Origin of the sequence: Flavobacterium rarum (SeqCode), assembly GCF_965234445.1 — a bacterium.
GTDB classification, from domain to species: Bacteria; Bacteroidota; Bacteroidia; order Flavobacteriales; family Flavobacteriaceae; genus Flavobacterium; species Flavobacterium rarum.
Genome location: NZ_OZ248479.1, coordinates 858968 through 880427, shown reverse-complemented (window position 1 = coordinate 880427; position 21460 = coordinate 858968). Strand labels below are relative to the sequence as shown.

At 32.2% G+C, this 21460-nt stretch carries 18 protein-coding genes; 17 read left to right on the top strand and 1 reads right to left on the bottom strand.

Features of this window, described 5'->3' with window-relative positions; translation table 11 throughout:
• The first annotated feature begins 211 nt into the window (after positions 1–211).
• The 17 genes from rimO (at position 212) to AC8GF4_RS03575 (ending at position 19845) form a co-directional block, all read left to right on the top strand.
• Positions 212–1525: a 30S ribosomal protein S12 methylthiotransferase RimO gene (gene rimO / locus AC8GF4_RS03655; protein ID WP_506592772.1), complete on the top strand. Its 1314-nt coding sequence runs from the start codon at positions 212–214 to the stop codon at positions 1523–1525.
• Positions 1526–1754: 229 nt separating this feature from the next.
• Positions 1755–2231, top strand: a complete 477-nt coding sequence (locus AC8GF4_RS03650) for a hypothetical protein (RefSeq protein ID WP_506592771.1) — start codon at positions 1755–1757, stop codon at positions 2229–2231.
• Positions 2232–2256: 25 nt separating this feature from the next.
• A complete protein-coding gene (locus AC8GF4_RS03645; RefSeq protein ID WP_506592770.1) occupies positions 2257–3171 on the top strand; it encodes an N-acetylmuramoyl-L-alanine amidase in 915 nt (304 codons plus the stop codon).
• Positions 3172–3431: 260 nt separating this feature from the next.
• Positions 3432–4517, top strand: coding sequence for a glycosyltransferase family 4 protein (locus AC8GF4_RS03640; protein WP_506592769.1), 1086 nt, complete (start codon positions 3432–3434; stop codon positions 4515–4517).
• 76 nt (positions 4518–4593) lie between these two features.
• Positions 4594–5880, top strand: a complete 1287-nt coding sequence (gene murJ / locus AC8GF4_RS03635; RefSeq protein WP_506592768.1) for a murein biosynthesis integral membrane protein MurJ — start codon at positions 4594–4596, stop codon at positions 5878–5880.
• Positions 5877–7001, top strand: coding sequence for an O-antigen ligase family protein (locus tag AC8GF4_RS03630; RefSeq protein WP_506592767.1), 1125 nt, complete (start codon positions 5877–5879; stop codon positions 6999–7001). The genes murJ and AC8GF4_RS03630 overlap by 4 nt, the downstream gene beginning before the upstream one ends.
• 11 nt (positions 7002–7012) lie before the next feature.
• A complete protein-coding gene (asnB, locus tag AC8GF4_RS03625; protein ID WP_506592766.1) occupies positions 7013–8830 on the top strand; it encodes an asparagine synthase (glutamine-hydrolyzing) in 1818 nt (605 codons plus the stop codon).
• Entirely contained in the window at positions 8823–9899 is a 1077-nt protein-coding gene (locus AC8GF4_RS03620; RefSeq protein WP_506592765.1) for a glycosyltransferase, read from the top strand. The genes asnB and AC8GF4_RS03620 overlap by 8 nt, the downstream gene beginning before the upstream one ends.
• Complete coding sequence (locus tag AC8GF4_RS03615) at positions 9896–10786, top strand: glycosyltransferase family 2 protein (RefSeq protein ID WP_506592764.1); 891 nt, start codon at positions 9896–9898, stop codon at positions 10784–10786. Before AC8GF4_RS03620 ends, AC8GF4_RS03615 begins: the two co-directional genes overlap by 4 nt.
• Positions 10787–11857: a glycosyltransferase gene (locus AC8GF4_RS03610; protein ID WP_506592763.1), complete on the top strand. Its 1071-nt coding sequence runs from the start codon at positions 10787–10789 to the stop codon at positions 11855–11857.
• On the top strand, positions 11857–13014 hold the full coding sequence (locus AC8GF4_RS03605; protein ID WP_506592762.1) for a glycosyltransferase family 4 protein: 1158 nt from the start codon (positions 11857–11859) through the stop codon (positions 13012–13014). Before AC8GF4_RS03610 ends, AC8GF4_RS03605 begins: the two co-directional genes overlap by 1 nt.
• A complete protein-coding gene (locus AC8GF4_RS03600; RefSeq protein WP_506592761.1) occupies positions 13004–13600 on the top strand; it encodes a sugar transferase in 597 nt (198 codons plus the stop codon). The genes AC8GF4_RS03605 and AC8GF4_RS03600 overlap by 11 nt, the downstream gene beginning before the upstream one ends.
• Before the next feature lie 2 nt (positions 13601–13602).
• Positions 13603–14637 (top strand): ATP-grasp domain-containing protein, encoded by a 1035-nt coding sequence (locus tag AC8GF4_RS03595; protein ID WP_506592759.1) that lies wholly within the window; start codon positions 13603–13605, stop codon positions 14635–14637.
• A 56-nt stretch (positions 14638–14693) separates the two neighbouring features.
• Entirely contained in the window at positions 14694–15494 is an 801-nt protein-coding gene (locus AC8GF4_RS03590) for an FkbM family methyltransferase (protein ID WP_506592758.1), read from the top strand.
• Between the two features lies 1 nt (position 15495).
• The gene (locus tag AC8GF4_RS03585) at positions 15496–16638 is read left to right on the top strand and encodes a DegT/DnrJ/EryC1/StrS family aminotransferase (protein WP_506592757.1); all 1143 of its coding nucleotides are present in this window, start codon (positions 15496–15498) and stop codon (positions 16636–16638) included.
• Between the two features lie 45 nt (positions 16639–16683).
• Complete coding sequence (locus tag AC8GF4_RS03580) at positions 16684–17475, top strand: polysaccharide biosynthesis/export family protein (RefSeq protein WP_506592756.1); 792 nt, start codon at positions 16684–16686, stop codon at positions 17473–17475.
• 9 nt (positions 17476–17484) lie between these two features.
• Positions 17485–19845 (top strand): GumC family protein, encoded by a 2361-nt coding sequence (locus tag AC8GF4_RS03575; protein ID WP_506592754.1) that lies wholly within the window; start codon positions 17485–17487, stop codon positions 19843–19845.
• Positions 19846–20597: 752 nt separating this feature from the next.
• On the opposite strand, the gene AC8GF4_RS03570 is transcribed toward AC8GF4_RS03575, so the two are convergent.
• The gene (locus AC8GF4_RS03570; protein WP_506592753.1) at positions 20598–21338 is read right to left on the bottom strand and encodes a tyrosine-protein phosphatase; all 741 of its coding nucleotides are present in this window, start codon (positions 21336–21338) and stop codon (positions 20598–20600) included.
• Positions 21339–21460: the final 122 nt, after the last annotated feature.

Genomic DNA, 21460 nt, shown 5'->3' with positions numbered 1-21460 from the left:
CCCTGATGGGAGGGAAAATCCTTTTGTTCCGATTTTTATCGGAACAAAAGATTGGAAGGACAGCGGGACCAATGGTCTTGAATACATTAAATGTTGTGCTCCAAATTCCTTTTATGCAAACAAAACGAGGCATTTTGAAAAGGAAACAAGCAAGGTTTGGGTAAAAAATTGTAATTTTGCAAAATTCCTAAATTATCGGGAATGTAATACTATGAGAACGAAGTCTTTAAAAAAGAACAAAATAAATGTGATCACTCTTGGGTGCTCCAAAAATGTGTATGACAGTGAAGTGCTAATGGGTCAGCTCCGTGCCAGCGGAAAAGAAGTGACTCACGAAGCCAAGGCAGAAGATGAAGGAAATATTATTGTGATTAATACCTGTGGATTTATTGATAATGCCAAAGCAGAATCGGTAAATATGATATTGGAATATGCCGACAAAAAAGAACGAGGACTTGTAGATAAAGTTTTTGTGACGGGATGCTTGTCTGAAAGATACAGACCTGATTTGGAAAAAGAAATCCCAAATGTAGATCAGTTTTTTGGAACTACCGAATTGCCTGCTTTATTGAAAGCTTTGGGTGCCGATTACAAACACGAATTATTGGGAGAACGATTAACTACGACTCCAAAAAATTACGCCTACTTGAAAATTTCTGAAGGTTGTGACAGACCGTGTAGTTTTTGTGCTATCCCGTTAATGCGTGGAAAAAACGTATCTCAAACCATTGAAAAACTGGTAAAAGAATCGGAAGGATTGGCTAGAGATGGGGTAAAAGAATTGATTTTGATTGCACAAGATTTAACCTATTACGGGCTTGATTTGTACAAAAAACGTGCTCTAGGAGAATTACTAGAAGCCTTGGTAAAAGTAGAAGGAATTGAATGGATTCGTTTGCACTACGCCTTCCCTACTGGTTTCCCAATGGATGTGCTTGAAATCATGAAACGCGAACCTAAGATTTGTAATTATATTGATATTCCGTTGCAACACATATCGGATTCTGTTTTGAAATCAATGCGTCGTGGAACTACTCAAGAAAAAACCACTCAATTGTTAAAAGATTTTAGAGCAGCAGTTCCTGGAATGGCTATTCGTACCACTTTAATCGTGGGATATCCTGGAGAAACTCAAGAAGATTTTAATATTTTGAAAGATTTTGTACAAGAAATGAAGTTTGACCGAATGGGTTGTTTTGCCTATTCGCATGAAGAAAACACACATGCTTACTTACTGGAAGATGATGTTCCAGACAATGTAAAGCAAGATCGTGCCAACGAAATTATGGAATTGCAATCTCAGATTTCTTGGGATTTGAATCAAGAAAAAGTTGGACAAACTTTTAGATGCATTATAGACCGAAAAGAAGGTGGTCATTTTGTGGGTAGAACCGAATTTGATAGTCCAGATGTAGATAACGAAGTATTGATTGATGCTACAAAACACTATGTAAAAACAGGTGAATTTGTGATGATCAAAATTATTGAAGCAACAGAATTTGACTTATACGGAGAACCGGTTTAGAGGTTAGAAGTTAGAGGTTAGAAGTTAGAAGTTAGAAGTTAGAGGTTAGAAGTTAGAGGTTAGAAATTAGAGTTTTGATTCTTAGATTAGACTAAACAATACTAATGCGTATAAAGAGTTGAAATAAGATACTATTATTTTACAGATTGGACCTAACAAGGTTTAAAAACCTGTTTACTATGTCTGTTCGCTAGCGATTTACCTATATCAAAACAAATATAAACTAAATATGAAGGCATTTAAATCAGTATTTTTTGTGGTTTTTTTATTCTTGTCGGCTAACACAATTTCTGCGCAATACCAAAACGGTTATGGTGGAAATAGTGGTTATGGAAACAATGGGTATGGTGGATCTGGCAGATCAAACCAAATGGGACAAATGGCTCAACCCTCACAGCCTATGGCTCCAAAACCAGTTCCAGTAGAGAAAACAGCTGGCAAAATTGTGGAATATTATAAAAAAGAACTCAATTTGGATGCGCTTCAAGAAATTGTGGTAACCAATATCTATATCAAATCATTAAAAAAAGAAGATGCTGTTCTACAAAAAAAAGAGATGAGTGACGAAGACAAAACAAAAGAGCTCAAAGTTCTTGGTGAAATGACGGAATTGGAAGTAAAGCAAATATTGAATAAAGATCAAAAAGCAAAATTTAAAGACTTGAGTGACGAAAGAAAAAGCAAAATTGAATCAAGAAAACACTAAGAATTTGATCAAAAACAAAATTGAAATGTCTGCAATTAAAACATATTTCTATTCCTTTTTTATAATTCTTTTTGTTGCTTCATGTGCTACAAAAAACCCTCATAAATTAACCGAAAAGGAATACAACACACAAATAAACACTTTAAAAGAAACCATTTCTGCAAAAGAAGCCATTACTTTAAAAAACGAACCTTATATAGTAATTGACAGTGTCGCTTATCGATACAAAAACCAATTGCTTAATTTTAAAGATACGATTTCTAAAACAGATTCTAATGTATTAAACAATGGTATAGTATCCGAATGGGTAGGAACGGTTAATTTTAATTTACGAAAACCCAATTTTGTAATCATACACCACACTGCTCAGGATTCTGTACAACAAACTATAAAAACTTTTACCCTAAAACAAACCAAAGTAAGCGCTCATTATGTAATTGCCAGAGATGGTAAAGTGATACACATGCTGAACGATTATTTAAGAGCTTGGCATGCGGGAAATAGTTCTTGGGGAAGAGATACAGATATCAATTCGAGCTCAATCGGAATTGAATTGGACAATAATGGAGCTGAACCATTTTCGGACTCACAAATCAATACGCTATTGGCACTGTTGACCAAATTAAAAAAAGATTACAATATTCCGACTCAAAATTTTATTGGACATTCTGACATTGCACCAAGCAGAAAAGTAGACCCTTCAAAGTTTTTTCCATGGAAAATTCTTGCTTTAAATGGCTTTGGACTTTGGCCAGACGACATTTTACCTTGTCCTCCTAGTGATTTTAATGCAGAACAAGGTTTACAAATAATTGGATATAATACCAAAAATCTTTCGGCTGCTATTTCTGCTTTCAAACTGCATTACATACAAACCGAAGTGAACGATATAATTGACGAGAAAACAATAAGTACCATTTACTCGATTTACAAGAAGTAAATTTTCCTTTTGTCTATAAAAAACGCCTTTTGAACGATTCAAAAGGCGTTTTTTTTGTTTTCATTACTACATTCAACTTTTTTTTATACATTTAATCAATAAGTATCAAATAATTAGCCCAAATACTACTTTTTCAACTCTCTATTTTAAAATAAAATGGGAGTTGGAAACGCGAAGCTGTGTGAAGAAAATCTCTAAATTCTTTAAAAATAACTTACTCTCAAAATTAAAACTATTTTCCTTTTTAAAAAGTGCTTTACATGGTGAAAAAGAAAAAAATAGCTTTTATAATTCCCAGCCTGGAGGCAGGAGGTGCAGAAAGGGTTGCTGTAACTTTAGCCCACAAGTTTATAGATCAAAATGAAGTGTTTTTATTTGTTTTGAATAAAACAAAAATAACATTTATCATTGATTCTCGTATTCAAATTCAATTTTTAAAAGAAACATATATGCCAAGTAAGAATTGGTTAATTGCCCTAAAAAGTAATTTTATATATTTAAAAAAAATAATTAAAACTGTAAAACAAAATCATATTGATATACTTATTGGATTTACAACAACTGGAAATATTCTAGCAATTTTAAGTAGTTTTTTTCATAAATCAAATTCCTATATCAGCGAAAGAAATAATCCACAAGTATACCAACTTTCCTATTTAAGAAAAATTTGTATCCGAATCCTTTATCCTTTTACTAAAACACTTATTGTTCAAACTTCTTTTTCAAAAAACTACTTTCAACATATATTAAAAGCTTGTAAAATTCAGGTAATTCCGAATCCACTTGATAAAAATTTAATTTCAAGACGTGAAGAATATGGAAGAAGAGAGAATGTAATTTTGAATGTTGGCCGATTAGATGCCAATAAAAATCAGAAACTCCTTTTGGAAGCATTTGCTAATTTGAATACAAAAAATTGGAGACTAATATTTGTAGGTGAAGGTGATTTAAAAATAGAATATCAAATAATAGCTGAAAATTTAGGCATAGCAAATAAGGTTAATTTTATTGAAACAGTACCCAATATAGAGAAATATTACAACGGTGCTAAGTTATTTGTATTTACCTCTGAATCCGAAGGTTTTCCAAATGCTTTATTGGAAGCAATGTCATTCGGAATTCCTTGTATAGCTTCAGATTGTAATTCGGGCCCTTCTGAAATAATTCAACACAACGAAAATGGTTTTTTGTTTGAAGTTAACAATCAGAAACAATTGGAGAAACAAATAATGGAATTAATGGAAAATGAAGTGTTACGTTTGAAATTTAGCAAAAATGCAATTCAATCAACGCTAAAATACAACTCGGATGAGATCTATAAAAAATGGGAATCAATAATGGTATAGCCTACATAATACATTTTAGATTAATGGTATTATTTTGAAAAAGAGATCTTTATTATACTTTCTTAAAAACCCAATTTTGATAAATGTCATCACTGTTGGATTTGTAACTATTTTAGTAAAGGGTATTGGATTTTATAAAGAAATGGAAATTGGAAGCCGTTTTGGTCTTTCAGAAATAGTGGACACTTTTTTGATTGCGCTATTAATCCCAGGATTTATTAACACTGTTTTTATGAGCTCTTTTCAAAACGTGTTTATTCCAAATTACATTGCAGAAACCAGAACTACAACAACAGCAGCATCATTCTTAAGTGCTTGTATTATTATTACTTTTGGGCTGGGAATACTACTTTTGCTTATATCCTACTTTTGTACGGACTTATTTCTCGAATCCGTATTTAAAAATCATAGTATACAGTATTACCAACTCATACGATCTCAGTTTTATATAATTTTGCCTTGCGTTGTTTTTTGGTCATTTTCATCTTTATTTAGCGGCATCTTAGAAACAAACGGATTCTTTGGATCTTCGGCTATTTCTGCTGTATTTACTTCAATTGCTATTTTAGTTTGTTTGTTTTTCTTTAAAAACCAAATGGGTTATTCCCTATTGGCTATTGGAACATTAGTGGGAAGCATTTTAGAATTGATTTATATTTTACTTGTTTCATTTTATAAAAAAACAGTTCAAATTGCAAAACCAAATTTCAAATCCGTTAACATTCAAATGGTATACAAGCAACTGCCGTCAAAAATAGGTTCTGGTTTTTTGACAGGATCAACAGGTTTTGTCAATCAATTTTTTGCAGCTCAGTTAGTAGTTGGCTCCATTGCCTCCTTTAATTACGGAATGAAAATTCCATCTTTTCTCGCTACAATCTTAGTACTTTCGATAGGAAATGTTGTTTTACCTTATTTTTCAACCCTAGTTCAAGAAAACAGATCCAAAGCTTACAAGATTTTGTATCAAACCTTGACTATTACATTTGTTGTTTCCTTATTTATTGCTGGAATTTTATATTTGCTTTCGGAAGAAATCATTTCATTTTTATTCGAAAGAGGAAAATTTACCTCGCAAAACACTGAGGCGGTTTCTCAAATTCAGAAAATAGTTTTAATTTATATCCCGTTTTACATAGCTTCAATTATCATTATTAAATTCCTTACCAGCATTAATAAAAACAGTTATATGTTTTATGCTTCATTAATTAATTTCATTTTGAGTGTAACTCTTAATTATTTTTTGGCAAAAAAGTTTGCCATTTACGGTTTGGCAATTGCCACAACGCTTGTCTATAGTATTAATTTTATCGTATTGTTTTTGTGTGTTAGACACCAACACAAAAAAGAGTCTGTACAATGAAGTATCTAAAAATAATTATTCTAGCATTGCTCTTTGGCAATTTACCCAGTTTTTCATTAGTACATGTAGATGCAACAACGGGAGCTGTTTTAAGTTACGGTCTATTTTTGCTACTAATTATCTATTTTTTTAATAAAAAAGAAACGCCAATAGTTCCTTTAGTGATCTTAGGACTATTATATTTTTTAATTTCGATTGTAGTTGATTCTCAAAATTCGGAGGGATTCATAACCACTTTTATAAAATATCTAATATTTGTTATAATGGGTGCAAGTGTAATTAAAGACGTCACCAAAAATGAAATATTTTACTTTTTACTACTGGGCGCTTTAAGCATCATATATGAATCCGTTTTTGTGATTGACATTGGAGGTCGATATAGTGGTCTGTACTTGAATCCCAATTTTGCAGGCTGTATCTGCATCCTAGGATATTGTTTTAGTTTTTCTATTTCCAATAAAAAAAGTAGAATAATAGGCCAAATTTTGTTCTCCTTTGCTGGATTTGTAACATTTTCAAGAACATTCTTATTGCTTTGGGTGCTAGTAAACATCCTTTCATTATCCATAAGCTACAAGAACTCTTATAAAATAATTTTGGGCCTTCTTTTAATTAGTTTATTTGTTTCTTTTGGAAATAAATTTGATTTTAATACAAAACGTCTTGAGGCATTTGCGACCATACTCGATGGAAAAATAAGTCAAGACCTAGCCGAAAATTCAAGAACAGAAACTTGGGCTAAATACTATGATCGAATTATTAATAATCCTTTTTTTGGAAATGGATATTTGAGTTTTAGCGGAAAAACGTATGGTGAAGATGACAAAGCCTACGGAATAGAAGGCGTTCATAATACGCCACTTTTAATAATAGGCGAATCTGGAATCTTTGTTTTTTTATGTTTTTTATGGATTTACGGTGGCTTTGTAGTTAGTGGGGTGCATTATTTTAAAGAAGATCATACGCTTTTGTTGGTTTCCTTTTCTTTATTTATTTATATGCTCACCACTCATAATTTTTTTAACAATTATATTTTATTAACGATTTCAATTTGGTTGTATCAACAAATCCAAATGAAAAAAAGTGAAGAATTTCGAACTCTTGAATCCGTAACATATTAAAAAAATAAAATATGTGCGGAATTTATATCACAAACATCCCTTTTTCAATAGAAGAAGTTCAATCAAAAATAGAAACCATTCAGTTTAGAGGGTCTGATTCTACTGGGATAAAAAAAACGGGAGATTTGATTTTTGGCCATTTGCGTTTGGCAATTGTAGATCTTGATGACCGTTCGAATCAACCAATGAGTTTTGAAGAATTAACCATTGTTTATAATGGCGAAATATACAATTATAAAGCAATAAAAGCAGAATTAATTGATTTAGGACACTCGTTTCAAACCACAGGAGATACTGAAGTCTTATTGAAAGGATACAAACAATGGGGAGATAAAATAATCCCAAAATTGAACGGAATGTTTGCTTTTGCAATTTACAATGATACAACAAACAAACTATTTTGTTCTCGAGATCGACTGGGTGTAAAACCTTTTTATTATTCTTGGAATAACGGAGAATTTGAAATATGCAGTCAGTTACACCCCATTTGTCAAAACAAAAAGCTGAATGAAAGTGCCATTTCTATGTATCTGGATTGTACTTATATTCCAAGTCCGTTTACTATTTTTGAAGACGTACACAAACTCCCGCCAGGGAACAATCTGGAAATTGATTTAAATACAAAAAGTTATGCAATTTCAAAATATTGGGATCTGGAGCCTGTCAAAATTTCGAAATTAACGTATGATGAAGCCAAAGAAAAACTACATACTCTTTTGCAAGATGCCATAAAAATAAGATTGCAAGCAGATGTCCCTTTTGGAACTTTCCTTTCTGGTGGAATCGATTCGACTCTCGTTTCAAGTATTGCTTCAAAAATATCTGATGAACCTATTCATACCTTTACAATAGGTTTTGAAGACCCAAAATACGACGAAAGCAAAATTGCCAAACAGTTTGCATCAATAATTCAATCCAAACATATTGAAACCATTTGTAAGCCAGAAGATATTATAAAACTAATCTCTAAGCTGGTTTATGTCTATGATGAACCTTTTGGAGACAGTTCTGCTTTGCCATCCTTGTTATTGAATAAAACGGCAAAACAATATGTAACAATGGCTTTATCTGGTGACGGAGGTGATGAAAGCTTTTTGGGATACAATCATTTTGACTGGGTTTCCAAATTTAAAATACTTTTAAAAATTCCATATAGTATTCGCTTTTTGATAAGCCACCTATTGCTTTTTAATAGTTTAGGTAAAAGAACGGAACCTTTAAAAAGAATTTTAAAAACAAAATCCAAGTATGATTTTATTGCTGGGATATTTGTGGGATATAATTCGCTTTTACTAAATCGAAATTTAGAATGGTTGTCTAATTATGATGGATTTAAAAAAGGGACCGAAGATTTGCATCAAGCCACGGCCGACTTGAATATTAAATTGTGGTTGGAAAATGACAGTAATGTAAAAGTAGATCGAGCCAGTATGGCCTATTCGGTAGAAATTCGGAGTCCCTTTTTGGATTATAGAATTGTGGAATTTGCCAGAACGTTGCCTGTATCGTTCCGTTACGAAAAAGGAAGAAAAAAAAGAATTTTGAGGGACATCTTGAAAGAGTACATTCCAGAAGCTGTATTCAATCAGCCCAAAAAAGGTTTCTCAGTTCCAATGGATTCGTGGATTCGCAATGAATTAAAAGAAGAGTTCACTCAAAATTTATCGGATTCTTTTCTGAATCAAGTCCCAAATTTGAATGTTTCAAAATTCAAAAAAATGTTCCAAAGTCATTTAGCGGGAAAACAGGATTATTCTTCCTATATCTGGCGTGTTTATGTGTTATCCAAATGGTATCAGGAATTTGGTTATTTTAAAAATAATGGATAGAAAAAAAATACTATTTATTGTACCCAGTTTAAAAGCAGGTGGAGCAGAACGAATCACTACTTTTTTGACAGAAAATCTAAATCCCAAACTATTTGAAGCAAAACTTATCGTTATTGGTTTTGAAAAAGATGTCGTTTATGATATACAAAATATAGATGTTACTTTTTTAAACAAATCCAGATATTTCAAAGCCATTCCTTTGTTGTTACAAATGATTAAAAGCGAAAAACCGAATATTGTTTTTGGTTCTTCTGGGCATATAAATAGCTCTTTGGGGATTTTTAGCCTTTTATTTTCTAATATGAAATTCATAGTCCGAGAAACCAACATCGTTTCAACAGTAAATGATTTTCCTCAAGAAAAGTATCGTTTTTTATTTTTTCTAATGAAACAATTGTACCCTTTTTTGGATGCCATTATTTGCCAAAGTACCGATATGAAGACCGATTTAATTCAAAAGTTAAACATAGATTCTTCTAAAATTACGGTTATCAACAACCCAATTATTAATAAAACCAATACCATAAGGCCCAAAACAGAATCAGACAATATAAAGTTTATAACCGTAGGAAGGATGAGTTGGATAAAAGGGCATTTAAGGCTTTTAAAAGTGTTGTCTCAACTGCAATATGATTTTCTTTATACTATTGTAGGATCTGGGTTAGCAAAAGAATGTCTGATTGTTGAAGACGAAATCAAGCGATTAAATTTAAGTAAAAGGGTTCGGTTAATACCTTTTACACAAAATGTTTTAAGCGAACTACAGCAACACCATTTCTTTTTGCAAGGATCGTATGTTGAAGGTTTTCCAAATGCTTTACTGGAAAGTTGTTCTGTTGGCACTCCAGTTATAGCCTTTGAAGCAGCAGGCGGAACCAAAGAAATCATTCATAATGGAATCAATGGTTTTATGGTAAAAAATGAAGAAGAACTACTTTCACTTTTAAATAATTTAGACCTTATCCAAAATATAAAAACAGAAGATGTGTTAAGCAGCGTTGCTACAAAATTTGACAAAAAAAAGATTTTAAGGCAATACGAAGATTTATTCCTATCTGTATCAAAATGAAATTACTAACCGTTTTTACAGCAACTTACAACAGAGGATATTGTTTAAATCAGGTATATGAAAGTTTGGTTAGACAAACGAATTCTGGTTTTATTTGGATGATAATTGATGATGGATCAACTGATGGCACAGCACTTCTAATTCAAGAATGGATAAAAGAAAACAAAATAGAAATTCAATATTTCTATCAAGAAAATCAAGGGATGAATAGCGCACACAATTCCGCTTATGCCAACATAAAAACCTCTTGGAATGTCAGTATTGATTCTGATGATTATATGCCAGATGATGCGGTTGAGTTAATTATTAAAAACATTCAAAATTTAGACTCCAAATTTGCTGGAATAGTAGGATTGGATCGCGATACTAAAGGAATTTTGATAGGTTCTCAATTCCCTGACACCATTACACAAAGCACACTTTCTGACCTTTATCATAAACATCATGTAAAAGGAGATAAAAAAATAGTATATCGTACCGAAATCATAAATAAATATGCGCCCTACCCTATTATTGAAGGAGAAAAATTCATACCTCCAGGCTATTTGTACCGCCTAATTGATCAAGATTATGTCCTTAAACCCATTAATGAAACATTCGTTATTGTAAACTATCAAAAAGATGGTTTTACAAAAAATTTGTTTTCGCTGTATCGTAATAATCCAAAGGGTTTTGCCCTACATCGTGTACTTAAAATACAATTAAGTAAAAATAGCACAGAACGATTTAAGAATATGGTCCATCTGATTTCTTGTTCGCTTTTCGCTAAAGATATTCACTTTTTGAAACAAACAAACAGTCCTTTCTTAATTGCATTAGCATTTCCATTCGGGTTAGTATTGAATGGGTATATTAGATTAAAAACAAATAAAATCATTTCCCTATAAATGAAAAAAATACTTCTCGTTATTCCCAATGACTCATTAGGAGGTGCAGAGCAAATCTTAAAAATGATCGCCAATCATTATACAGAAGCTCTTGTAGAAGTACAATTTTTAAAAAGAAAATCAAATGATGAATGGAAAACAGCTAACCAATCAATTAAATTAAAATACCAAAAAACAAATTCTGAGTATTGGGGGGCTTTAAATTATGCATGGTACCTTTTGGTAAAACCCCAAAAAAAATATGATTTAATATTTACTTCTCACGTTTTTGTTACAGGTTTGGTTGGTCTTTTTATCCGTTTGGGATTACTACAAAAAAATCATTTTGTGGGTAGGGAATCGACTCGAATATTTGAAAGATTTAAAGGAATTAAATTGATTTTATATAAAAAAATGTACCAATTGGGTTATCCAAGTCTTGATCTATTAATTTGCCAAACTCAAGAAATGAAGCGAAATTTGATTGCAAATTTACCTTGGATCGATAAACAAATCAATATAAAAGTAATAGGGAATCCAATAAACTTAAATTCAATAAAATCAACTGAAGATGCTGTTGCCGATTTCCCCTTCATCGTTGGAGCAGGAAGATTAATAGTCGAAAAAGGATTTGACATTTTGATTGAAGCGTTTAAAGAAATACTAAAAATCCATCCTACATACCAATTGATTATTCTAGGTGAAGGCAAAGAAAAACAAAATTTAGAATGTCAAATAAAAAAACTGGATTTAGAAAACAAGGTTATTTTAAAAGGACAAGTTTCAAATGTGTATGCCTATTTTAAAATAGCAAAAGTGTGCGTGGTTTCATCCCGAATTGAAGGATTTCCAAACGTATTATTACAAATGATGTCGCAAAACAATTGTGTGGTTTCAACAAAATGTACTGCCGAAATTGAAACCATTCCAGGAATAGAAATTGCTAATACCGAAGATTCAAAAAGTTTGAGCAATACGATCCTACAATCTGTAAAAGAAGATCATTCAAAAAACCAAATTCTTTTCAAATCTTTTCTAGACGAAAAATCCATAGAAAATTTTATTACTTCTATTGAAAAAGAACTTCAATAATGGAAAAACTCATCCGCATCACTACTATTCCTATTTCTATTGAAAAACTTCTGGATAATCAGTTATTTTTCATGAAGGATTATTATGATGTGAAAGCTATTTCGTCTGACAAAGAAAACTTAGAACGTGTTGGAAAACTACAAAAAGTGCCTGTTTACCGCGTTGAAATGACTCGGGAAATAACACCTTGGCAAGACTTAAAAGCTTTGTGGAAACTGTATTGTTATTTCAAAAAAGAACAGCCCTTGATCGTGCATACACATACACCAAAAGCAGGAACTATTGGTATGATTGCCTCAAAATTGGCAGGAGTTCCGCATCGATTGCATACTGTTGCCGGTTTACCTTTATTAGAAACTAAAGGAAATAAACGAAAACTTTTGAATCTAGTTGAAAAAATAACATACGCCTGCGCATCCAAAATATATTCAAATTCCAACGGATTAAAAAAAATAATTACCCAGGAAGGTTTTTGCAAAGTCGGAAAAATAAAAATTATTGCAAATGGAAGCACCAACGGAATAAACACTCAACTTTTTAATCCCGAAATGGTTTCTAATGAAGATCAAGTACACTTAAAAAAAACTTTAGGCATAGCTCCTACTGATTTTGTTTTTACTTACGTTGGCCGATTAACAGGCGACAAGGGTATAAATGAATTATTGCTTGCTTTCCAAAAAATTTCAATTGAGTTTAAAAATACAAAATTGCTATTAGTTGGTTTTTTTGAAACAAATTTAGACCCGCTACAAAAAGAGACTCTATCCGAAATAAAAAACAATACTCAAGTAATTCATGTGCCTTTTCAAAATGATGTTCGCCCCTATTACGCTGTTTCGGATGTGCTGGTTTTTCCGAGTTATCGCGAAGGTTTCCCCAATGCAATTTTGGAAGCTGGAGCCATGGGATTACCAACAATTGCAACAAACATTAATGGCTGCAACGAGATAATTGAAGACCAAAAAAATGGAATTCTTATTCCACCGAAAGATACACACGCACTTTTTACCGCAATGAAAAAAGTAATGCTTGCCCCTTCTTTTCGATCTCATTTAAAAAAAAATGCAAGACCAATGATCCTTTCTCGTTTTGAACAAATTCTTGTTTGGGAAGCACTTTTAGCTGAATATAAAAATTTAGAAAGCCATGTATCCTAGTTCCTTAAAAAGAATTTTAGATCTTATAATTGCGACTATAAACCTAGTAGTATTGGCTCCAATATTTGTAATTATTACAATAGTTCTGTTTGTTGCAAATGATGGAGAACCTTTTTTTATTCAAAAACGACCTGGAAAAAATGGCAAACTATTTCACATTATTAAGTTCAAAACAATGACCAATCAAAAAGACAGGAATGGAAACTTACTTCCTGATTGTAAAAGATTGACAAAATGGGGTTGTTTTGCCAGAAGAATATCATTGGATGAAATTCCACAACTTTTAAATGTAATTCGTGGTGACATGAGTATTGTAGGACCAAGACCTTTATTACCTGAATATTTACCATTGTATAATGAAACCCAAAAAAGACGTCATGAAGTCAAACCTGGCATAACGGGATGGGCACAGGTCAATAAGGAAAATATTAGTTCTTGGCAATCCAAATTTGAGTACGATATTTGGTATATTGAAAATAAAAATATATTATTGGATTTAAAAATTGTATTTTTAACTCTTAAAAAGGTACTTATTCCTTTGAAAAACAACAACTCAACTTCAGAATCGTTTAACGGCAAAAATTAACTATGAGTAACATCTTAATCACTTGTGCTGGAAAAAGAGTATCCTTAATTCGCTCTTTTAAAACAGAATTAAAACTCCTCTTATCGGATTCAAAAGTTTTTACTTCAGATTGTATTCCTGAAAAATCGGCAGCTTGTCGCGTTTCTGATGGTTATTTTAAGTTACCCAAAGCAACAGAAAGTAATTACATTGAAAAACTACTTCAAATTGCCCTTGACAATAACATCAAACTTATTATACCAACAATTGACACGGAATTAATTACCCTATCACAGAACATTGACTACTTCAAAAAACATCAAATTGACATAGTAGTTTCTGATTATAAAAACATTGAAATTTTTATAAACAAAAGGTCAACCAATTACTTTTTCGAAAAATTAAATATTAATTATGCTCAAGAATATGATAAAAATAATTATACGTTACCACTTTATATAAAACCTATTGATGGCAGTAGAAGTGTTGATAATTATATTGTAAAAAACAAATCAGAGTTAACAGCTTACCATTTCGATAATGATAAATTATTGTTTTTTGAATATTTAGACCATGACAATTTCACAGAATATACTATTGATATGTATTTTGACAAAAACAATGATCTAAAATGTTTCATTCCGAGAGAAAGACTAGAAATTCGAGCTGGAGAAGTTAACAAAGCCGTTACCAAAAAAGCTTGGTTCATAGAACAAATTGCTCCTAAGTTTAAAAATATTCAAGGATTGAGAGGTTGTATTTCTATACAATTATTTGTCAATACTAAAACAGAGGGTATTTTTGGAATAGAAATCAACCCGAGATTTAGTGGCGGGTTTCCGCTGAGTTATTTGGCTGGGGCCAATTTTCCAAAATGGATAATTCAAGAATATTTAACAAACGAAACAGCAATACCATTTTGTGCTAATTGGGAAGAAAACCTAATGATGTTGCGGTATGACGATGAAATTTTGATCCATGACTTTAATTCTGTTAGTGAGAAAAAATTAAGCCCCATTAGATCAGAAAAAATATCAAATAGCAAGAACCTCATTTAGTATTTAAAATAACATATTGTTCATTTTATAATTTTTAACGGATAAAACAACAAAAAATGGATACATTTAGAAAACTATTTCTAAAAATACTCAAGTTTACCGCTGTAAATAGAACTATTACTCATCACTTTACAAATAAAAAATTTCTAATAAATACTTACCAGCATAAAGGATATTGGTACCATGGAAAAAAGAGAGAGGAAAATACCATCCGAACATTTCAAAAATGGATTGAAAAGGGGGACTATGTTTTGGAAATTGGTGGTCATATTGGTTATTTCACTACTTTATATTCCTTTTTAGTCGGAGAAACAGGAAAAGTTGATGTTTTTGAACCTAGTGAACTTAATTTATTTTATTTGAAAAAAAACATTGAGTTCCTTCCCCAAAAAACGAAACAAATCATAACCATAGAAAATGCAGGAGCTGGAGATATTAATGGCACACTTGATTTTTATATTGACCCTATTTCTGGACAAAACAATTCATTCATTAAAAACTTTGAAGGTTTTTTATCCAGCCGAAAATTATCCGCCGAAACTGCTTCGGAGGTGATTGTAACTCAAGCAAAAGTAATTACTTTGGACAGTTATTATGAAAAAGCTTTTCGTCTGCCAGATTTTGTAAAAATTGATGTCGAAGGATATGAATGGAATGTATTACAAGGTTTTAAAAATAGTATTGCTAAACATCATCCAAAATTAATGGTAGAAATACAAAATGAAGCTGAAAATATTTTACACTTCTTTAAAAAGAACGGATATACTATCTACAACGACAAATTAGTAGAAATTGCTGATTATAATGATTATTTAAATAAAAAAACCCCAAATATATTCTTCCAATATTATCATTAAAATGAACAACCCCAAAATATGGCTTTCGTCCCCGCATATGGGAGGCACTGAGCTCAACTACATACACGAAGCCTTTAATTCTAATTGGATTGCTCCACTGGGGGCAAATATTACCGAATTTGAACATGATTTAGAAAAATATTTATCTCAAGGTGTTTTTGTAACAGCTCTAAATTCAGCTACAGCGGCCATTCATTTGGGATTAATCCTTTTGGACGTTAAAGCCGGTGATCTTGTTATTTGTCAATCCATGACTTTCTCGGCATCAGCAAATCCTATTTTATACCAAGGTGCTACTCCTGTTTTTATTGATAGCGAACTCGAAACCTGGAATCTTTGTCCTATTGCTTTAGAAGCAGCCATTGTTGATTGCATATATAAAGGTAAAATACCTAAAGCCATTATAACAATACATTTGTATGGTGTACCTTATAAAATAGAGGAGATAAGAGCCATTGCCAACAAATACAATATTCCAATTTTGGAAGACAGTGCAGAAGCATTAGGTAGCAGTTACAAAGGGCAAAAATGCGGAACCTTTGGTGATATTGGTGTTTTTTCGTTTAACGGAAACAAAATTATAACCACTTCTGGAGGTGGGGCCATTGTAACTTCAAACCATCAATTGAAGAAGAAAGCACAATTTTTGGCATCACAATCCAAAGACGAAGCGCCTCATTATCAACATAGTGAAATAGGATATAATTATCAAATGAGTAATATATGTGCTGGAATTGGTCGAGGCCAAATGGAAGTACTCGACGAACATATCAACTTAAGAAGAGCTATGCATGATTTTTATGTTTCCCTTTTTGAAAATATTCCAGGTATCACTGTTTTTATTACAACAAACCCAGATTACTTTGCCAATTATTGGTTGACATCCATACAAGTAAATCCTAATGAAACCAAAAATGGAATCGATAGAGAAACCATACGTTTGACATTGTTGGATTCCAACATCGAATGCAGACCGCTTTGGAAACCCATGCATTTGCAACCCTTGTTTGAAAATTATCCTTTTTATGGAAATAAGGTAGCCGAAACTCTTTTTGATAATGGTCTCAGTTTGCCTTCGGGATCCAACTTAACAGATTCGGATAGAGATCGTATAAGTTCAGTTCTATTGAAATTATTAAGCTAAATAAGTCCTAAATCATCAATAAATGACTTCTTAAAAAATAAATCTATGAGTTCTAATTTTTCATTAAAAAAAGTATCACTGTTCCTTATCTGCTTATTGCTTTTTTCGTGTGCTTCCCGAAAAGAAATAGTCTATTACCAAGATATCGATGGTGTTGCATTTAAAGAAAAATCCAATTCGTATGAGATTAAAATCCAGCCCGATGATTTGTTAATGATCATCGTTTCTGCCGAAGATCCTGAAATTGCTGCCCCTTTTAATTTAAAAAGTTATACCGCAGTAAATCCTAGCAAACAAGACGTTGCTGGTTCACAAGCTACACAACTTTATTTGGTCGATGCTAGCGGATTTATAGATTTTCCAATACTAGGTCGATTAAAAGTTAGCGGAATAGCACGATCGCAGCTCGTTCAACTTTTACAGGATAAAATTTCAGCTTTTATTAAAAATCCAATCATCAATCTTCGCATTATGAATTTCAAAGTTTCTGTGCAAGGTGAAGTAACCGTTCCCGGAATTTACACTATAGCTTCCGAAAGAATTACGCTTATTGAAGCTCTTTCTATGGCAAAGGATTTAACTATCTATGGCAAACGCAATAACCTATTAATTATAAGAGAAATTGACGGTGTTAAAACATACAACAGAGTCGATATTACCAAAACAGATTTTATGAATTCTCCTTTTTACTATTTGGCACAAAACGATGTGGTGTATGTGGAACCCAACAAAAACAAAGTCAACGGATCGGCTGTGGGGCCAAATACTGGAGTAATTATATCCATTACTTCTTTGTTGATTACTTTAATTACATTAATTGTAACCACTTCAAAATAATTTCTTGCTATGGAAAGTAATCCTTCGAATGAAAATCATAATCGGGAATTTCAATTAAGAAACTTCATAGATCACTATCTAGTACATTGGAAATGGTTTTTAATTGGAGCTTTCATCAGTCTTACTATTGCATACATCTATTTACGATATACCACCCCACAATTTAAAGCTACAGCTACAATTTTGGTGAAAGACGAAAAAAAAGGAGGCATGTTATCCGAGCTTTCCGCATTTGCCGATATGGGAATTGAGAGCGGTTTAAAAAACAATGTTGACAATGAAATTGAAATTTTAAAATCCCGAACTTTAATAGAAAATACGGTAAAAAGATTGAACTTGAACATTTCAATGTTTATAAAAGGAAATATTATCAATACTGAAATGTACGACAAAACTCCTATTAAAGTATATTTCATTCCAAAAGACAGCCCTTTTTATAAAACTGCAACAACTCTTAAATTTCTAGAAAACTCACCTTATACTTTTCAACTAGAAAACCTACTTCAAGCTGAAAACTCAAAAAACAATTTCATTAACAAACCTGAATTTCGCTATGGAGAAGTTATCACAACTCCAAATTGGAATCTTATTATAACTAAAAATCCAAGTAAATTATTTAAAGTAAACAATAGAGAAATCACTATACAAGTGAGTCCAATGGATGATGTAGTAGATGGTTTTAGAAACAGACTTAACGTAAATCCATTAAGCAAAACCAGTAGTGTAGTCGAATTATCATTGGTTGATCCTGTTTATGAAAAAGCAGAAGTATTCTTAAATAATCTAATTGAAATTTACAACCAAGATGCCATCACCGATAAAAATCAAATTTCTGAAAACACCTCAAAATTTATTGCCAATAGATTGTCATTAATTACTAGAGAATTGGATGGAGTTGAACAAGATGTTGAAAGTTTTAAGAAAAGCAATAACCTAACAGACATCGATTCGGAAGCCAAATTATTTATAGAAGGGGCTAATGAATATGACAAAAAAGGAGTCTCTACAGAAACACAACTCAACGTGGTCAACTCTATGCTTGATTTTACAAAAAAAAGTAGTAATTCAGATTTACTTCCCACCAACATAATCTCAGGAGAAGAAGATGCTTCTGGACTCATCAATATGTACAATGAATTGGTTTTGGATCGCAATAGAATTTTAAAATCGGCAACTGTTGTAAATCCTACCGTAATAAAAATGGACCAACAAATTGCTTCTTTAAAAACAACTTTAATTACAAATTTGGAACGTTTAAAATCTAATTTAAACATTCAAAAAAAAGATTTAGACAGTCATAAAGGAATTATGGAAACCAAGATTGAAAAAATCCCAGTTCAAGAACGCCAATTCAAAGTCATCGCCCGCCAACAAAAAATTAAAGAAGAACTCTATTTGTACTTACTGCAAAAAAGAGAAGAAACCGCCATCTCCTTATCGGCAACAGAACCAAATGCCAGAGTAATTGATGCTGCAAAAGCCTCACATATACCTGTTGCTCCAAAGAAAAAAATAATGTATTTGGTGGCTTTTATCATTGGAATACTAATCCCTTTTGGAACTATTTACCTCAAAGATTTATTGGACACCAAAATAAAAAGCCGCTTGGATCTAGAAGGTAAAACAACAATACCTTACTTAGGAGATATACCCACATCCGATTCCAACACTCAAATCATTAAATCCGAAAGTAGAACTAGCTCTGCCGAAGCTTTAAGAATCATAAGAACCAACATGGAATTTATGCTCAGTAAAGCCCCAGAAAATCAAGCAAAAACTATATTTTTAACCTCAACATTCTCCAAAGAAGGCAAAACATTTGTATCTGTAAATCTTGCAGCAACCTTTGCCCTTTCTGGCAAAAAAGTACTTCTCATTGGAATGGACATACGTAATCCAAAACTAGACGATTATGTAAACTTGCCAAATCAAGGACTCACCAATTACCTTTCGCACAAAGAAACCGCAATCGAAGATTTAATTATCAAACAAAAAGGATACGAAGATTTCCATATTCTTCCAGCGGGAATTATACCGCCCAATCCAGCCGAATTATTATTAAGCAAAAAAGTAGATACCCTATTCAAAACCATAAAGGCGCAGTACGATTACATTATTGTAGATACTGCCCCAGTGAGTTTGGTAACAGATACGCTCTTGATTGCCAAACACGCCGATTGCTTTATCTATGTAATTCGCGCCAATTTTCTCGAAAAAAGAATGCTTCATATTGCCAATGATTTATACCAAGAAAAAAAACTACCCAATATGTGCTTACTCCTCAACGATACCGATTCTACCAAAGGATATGGTTACGGTTATGGCTACGGTACAAAATCGAGTAAAAAACCGTGGTACAAAAAAATATGAAGTAAATAACCCAGAACCTTTAGCCCAATAAAAATCTTTTGGGCGTGACCCTAATAAAAAAAAGGGGCTAACTCAGCAATTTGCTAGTTGCCCCTTTTTTTATTAGGGTCGGGCTGTTGCCGCTACTTCGTTAGCCAGGCCCATCCCTCACGCAGAGAACAACAACTTTACGGTACAAATAGACATTTTACTTTTCAGATTGACATACCCTCAAAAAATGCTAATACCAAACACAAATAGTAAATAACCCAATTTTTACTCCCTCTCCTATTATTGGGGTGCACGACAAAATGCATTTCTTTAAAAAAATTAGGTGCAACTAATTTTAAAAATTGATTTTTTGACTTTGTTTGACATAAATTTCACGGATTTACACTGATTAATACCGTTAGCTATTGGACTATAATGTTTTGGGTGCACGACAAATTGCATCTTCTAGCAAATCACAATGAATTTGATTGTGAAATAATTATATTTATAGTACATTAACCAATCCAATCTGCGTAAATCTGCCAAATCTGCGTGTCAATTTTCACGCAGATTTGGCAGATTTACGCAGATTTTAAAAAAAATAAAGAAATGCAATTTGTCGTACACCCTAATGAATTAACCAATGGTATAATCTGTTCAAATTTGTGTAATCTGTGTCTCCTATTTTGAAACAGTGTAATTTGTTGTGCATCCTCTTTAGAGAGGGCTGGGATGAGGACTAATAAAAAGGACAATTATGTATTTGCGTTTGGTATAAAACCCTACTCCATCCTAAAAAACTGATTGTTTGCAATTACTTCCTCCAATGCAGTTACGTCTTTCCATTTTACTTTTTCCTCAAAAGCAGCAATATGATTGTTATGATGCACATCTGAGCCCACAAAATCGTACATTCCTTTTTGCAATAATTGTTCGGAAATTTTAGCAATTGACTCCCCATAATACCCAACAACCGCCAACAAATTCAACTGAAATAGACAACCTACCCTTTTTAATTTTACATATTCTTCAAAATTATTGTGGAAAAAAGTATATCGTTCAGGATGTGCCAAAACGGGAATATAGCCTGCCACCTGCAAATCAAAAAGTATAGTGTACAACTGCATAGGCGCATTGATATATGACATTTCTACCAATACATAATTGTCTTTCAAGGTCAATAGCTCTCCTTTCTGAAAAAGTTTTACAAAATGATCGTCCATCATATATTCTGATGCCGTACGAAAAGGGAATGATATTAAATGTTTTTGCAATTCTAGAACAGTTTCATTCTTAACTTCTATAATTCTTTCTTTTGTATTATCCCATACATGACTCATAGTATGTGGAGTAGTCACAAACTGAGAAAATCCAAATCCTTGAAGAGCCTTTACCAACCCCAAAGTATGCTCAAAAGTTGGTGCGCCATCATCAATTCCAGGCAACAAATGCGAATGGATATCAATATGATTATCAGGAATTAAATCCTTTAGAATAGCTTTATTTTTGGTAAAAAAAAACAATTGCGATTATTTAAAATACGCTACAAAGTAAATGAAAATTAAACAAATAACACTACTTCAAAAACAGATGCATTAGAACAAAAAAAAGCTGCCAAAACCCAATAATAGGATCTTGACAGCAA

Excerpts from the sequence above, each read along its gene's own strand:
- rimO (WP_506592772.1), top strand. The coding sequence starts at position 212 with ATGAGAACGAAGTCTTTAAAAAAGAACAAAATAAATGTGATCACTCTT.
- AC8GF4_RS03650 (WP_506592771.1), top strand. The coding sequence starts at position 1,755 with ATGAAGGCATTTAAATCAGTATTTTTTGTGGTTTTTTTATTCTTGTCG.
- AC8GF4_RS03645 (WP_506592770.1), top strand. The coding sequence starts at position 2,257 with ATGTCTGCAATTAAAACATATTTCTATTCCTTTTTTATAATTCTTTTT.
- AC8GF4_RS03640 (WP_506592769.1), top strand. The coding sequence starts at position 3,432 with ATGGTGAAAAAGAAAAAAATAGCTTTTATAATTCCCAGCCTGGAGGCA.
- AC8GF4_RS03630 (WP_506592767.1), top strand. The coding sequence starts at position 5,877 with ATGAAGTATCTAAAAATAATTATTCTAGCATTGCTCTTTGGCAATTTA.
- asnB (WP_506592766.1), top strand. The coding sequence starts at position 7,013 with ATGTGCGGAATTTATATCACAAACATCCCTTTTTCAATAGAAGAAGTT.
- AC8GF4_RS03620 (WP_506592765.1), top strand. The coding sequence starts at position 8,823 with ATGGATAGAAAAAAAATACTATTTATTGTACCCAGTTTAAAAGCAGGT.
- AC8GF4_RS03615 (WP_506592764.1), top strand. The coding sequence starts at position 9,896 with ATGAAATTACTAACCGTTTTTACAGCAACTTACAACAGAGGATATTGT.
- AC8GF4_RS03610 (WP_506592763.1), top strand. The coding sequence starts at position 10,787 with ATGAAAAAAATACTTCTCGTTATTCCCAATGACTCATTAGGAGGTGCA.
- AC8GF4_RS03605 (WP_506592762.1), top strand. The coding sequence starts at position 11,857 with ATGGAAAAACTCATCCGCATCACTACTATTCCTATTTCTATTGAAAAA.
- AC8GF4_RS03600 (WP_506592761.1), top strand. The coding sequence starts at position 13,004 with ATGTATCCTAGTTCCTTAAAAAGAATTTTAGATCTTATAATTGCGACT.
- AC8GF4_RS03595 (WP_506592759.1), top strand. The coding sequence starts at position 13,603 with ATGAGTAACATCTTAATCACTTGTGCTGGAAAAAGAGTATCCTTAATT.
- AC8GF4_RS03590 (WP_506592758.1), top strand. The coding sequence starts at position 14,694 with ATGGATACATTTAGAAAACTATTTCTAAAAATACTCAAGTTTACCGCT.
- AC8GF4_RS03585 (WP_506592757.1), top strand. The coding sequence starts at position 15,496 with ATGAACAACCCCAAAATATGGCTTTCGTCCCCGCATATGGGAGGCACT.
- AC8GF4_RS03580 (WP_506592756.1), top strand. The coding sequence starts at position 16,684 with ATGAGTTCTAATTTTTCATTAAAAAAAGTATCACTGTTCCTTATCTGC.
- AC8GF4_RS03575 (WP_506592754.1), top strand. The coding sequence starts at position 17,485 with ATGGAAAGTAATCCTTCGAATGAAAATCATAATCGGGAATTTCAATTA.